This window comes from Rhodopseudomonas sp. B29 (genome assembly GCF_000333455.1).
Classification (GTDB): domain Bacteria; phylum Pseudomonadota; class Alphaproteobacteria; order Rhizobiales; family Xanthobacteraceae; genus Rhodopseudomonas.
Map to the genome: position 1 here is coordinate 1 of NZ_BADD01000384.1, position 1,719 is coordinate 1,719.

General features: G+C 64.9%; 2 protein-coding genes and 1 pseudogene. 2 read left to right on the forward strand and 1 reads right to left on the reverse strand.

Annotation, left to right across the window (positions count from 1 at the left end):
- Nucleotides 1-1,033, reverse strand: a 1,033-nt coding sequence (locus I5M_RS13790) for an alpha-hydroxy acid oxidase (RefSeq protein WP_022721929.1), incomplete at its 3' end; no start/stop codon positions are given.
- 200 nt (nt 1,034-1,233) lie between these two features.
- Here I5M_RS13790 and I5M_RS33130 point away from each other — a divergent pair.
- Nucleotides 1,234-1,377, forward strand: coding sequence for a hypothetical protein (locus I5M_RS33130; RefSeq protein WP_199900035.1), 144 nt, complete (start codon nt 1,234-1,236; stop codon nt 1,375-1,377).
- Between the two features lie 204 nt (nt 1,378-1,581).
- Nucleotides 1,582-1,719 (forward strand): annotated as a pseudogene (gene glmM, locus I5M_RS31405) (phosphoglucosamine mutase); the annotation flags it as partial.

Consider the following 1,719-nt stretch of genomic DNA (forward strand, 5'->3'; position numbering starts at 1 on the left):
CGGGGCCGCCATAGGCGCCGAGACCGTAGATGTAGGCGCGGCCGATCATGCAGGCCTTGGCGCCGAGCGCCAGGGCGCGCATCACGTCCTGGCCCGAACGGACGCCGCCGTCGAACAGCACCTCGATGTGTGAGCCGACGGTGTGGACGATATCGGGTAGGACCTCGATCGACGACGGTGCGCCGTCGAGCTGGCGGCCGCCGTGGTTCGACACCACCAGCGCCTCGGCGCCGACCTTCACGGCCTCGCGCGCGTCCTCGACGTCGAGGATGCCCTTGATGATCAGCTTGCCCGGCCAGATCGAGCGGATCCAGTCGATGTCCTTCCAGTTCAGCGAGGCGTCGAACTGCGACGCCGTCCAGGCCGACACCGAATGCAGATCCTTGGAGCCGGCGAGGTGACCGGCGATGTTGCCGAAGTTGCGGCGCTGCGTGCCGAGGATGCCTTTGACCCAGCCCGGCTTGGTGGCGATGTCGAGAACGTTCTTCAGCTTGAACAGCTGCGGCGGCACCGTCATGCCGTTCTTGATGTCCTGGTGGCGCTGGCCGATCACCTGCAGATCGACGGTGAGCACCAGCGCGCTGCACTTGGCCGCGATGGCGCGCTCGATCAGCGACTTGACGAAGCCGCGGTCCTTCATGACGTAGAGCTGAAACCAGAACGGCTTGTCGACATTGGCGGCGACGTCCTCGATCGAGCAGATCGACATCGTCGACAGCGTGTAGGGAATGCCGGCGGCCTGCGCGGCGCGGCAGGCGAGAATCTCGCCGTCGGCGTGCTGCATGCCGGTCGAGCCGACCGGCGCCAGGATCAACGGCATGGCGATCTTCTCGCCGATCACCGTGGTGCCGAGGTCGCGCTTCGAGATGTCGACCAGGATGCGCTGGCGGAATTTCAGCTTCTTCAGGTCGTCGACATTGGCCCGCAGCGTCTCCTCCGCGTAGGAGCCGTGGTCGACATAATCGAAGAACATCTTCGGCACGCGCCGCTTGTGAACCTGGCGCAGGTCCTCGATGCAGGTGATCTCTTTCATGGGTGGGGTCCGCGTCTGAGCCGTTAGCTGGCCGTTCTTGGTTGTGATGACGGGTCTGTAGCACGCGCCCGCGCCGCGCAACATGGGAGGTGATGGAGGCCCGCGGTTGCCGCCGCGACGTTCGGTCCGGCAGGGGCTGGGAACAGCCCATCCGCTGCAGCGTTGCTGCCCCGACACCCACGCAAACCGAGGAGCGAGCCATGGCCGAGAAGCCGACCAAGGACCAGAAGGACCAGGAGCTGAACGAGGCTTTGGAAGAATCGTTTCCGGGTTCGGATCCGGTCAGCATCACCCAGCCGGCGCCGTCCAAGCCCGAGAAGAAGCCGGGGCACGACGGCAAATAGCCCGCGCGGACACCATCGATGTTCCAGAAAAACAAGCGAATTCAACGGGCTGGACATGCGTCCGGCCCGTTTTGCGTAATTGTTCATTATATTTTTTGAAGTCGTGGCAACCGAATTGGCCCTATAAGGCCAGTTCGCCACGGCGGCGCGGGACCGATCAACCGGTGTTTCCGCGCCTCGACGTGGCTCGGGCGGGGGAAGCTGATGAGCCGCAGATATTTCGGGACCGACGGGATTCGTGGCCGCGCCAACGGCCTGATCACGCCGGAGCTGGCCATGAAGGTCGGTCAGGCCGCGGGCCTGGTGTTTCATCGCGGCGAGCACCGCCACCGGGTGGTGATC

Excerpts from the sequence above, each read along its gene's own strand:
- I5M_RS33130 (WP_199900035.1), top strand. The coding sequence starts at position 1,234 with ATGGCCGAGAAGCCGACCAAGGACCAGAAGGACCAGGAGCTGAACGAG.